The organism is Peribacillus sp. SIMBA_075, assembly GCF_046534585.1.
Genome location: NZ_JAWRYN010000761.1, coordinates 1 through 266, shown reverse-complemented (window position 1 = coordinate 266; position 266 = coordinate 1). Strand labels below are relative to the sequence as shown.

Here is a 266-nt window from a genome sequence, read left to right as displayed (position 1 = left end):
AATCCTTTTATTGTCGTAGTTCCAGCAAGTTGTGGTAAAGAGTGTACAAGTGGAACCCATCGTTCTTCTTCATGAATGACTTCCTGAGCTTTTCCGTATAACTCATTACGCTTGGCTTCATCAGCAGTGGACTGAGCTTCGATCAATAGCTTCTGGACTTCCTCGTTTGCATAACGGGCATAGTTGTTGGAGCCGATATTATCATTATCCAATAATGTGTAAAGAAAGTTATCCGCATCTCCATTATCGCCTGTCCAGCCTAGCAT

General features: G+C 42.5%; 1 pseudogene. It reads right to left on the bottom strand.

The window, feature by feature from the left end:
• Positions 1-266 (bottom strand): annotated as a pseudogene (locus SB775_RS30255) (ABC transporter substrate-binding protein); the annotation flags it as partial.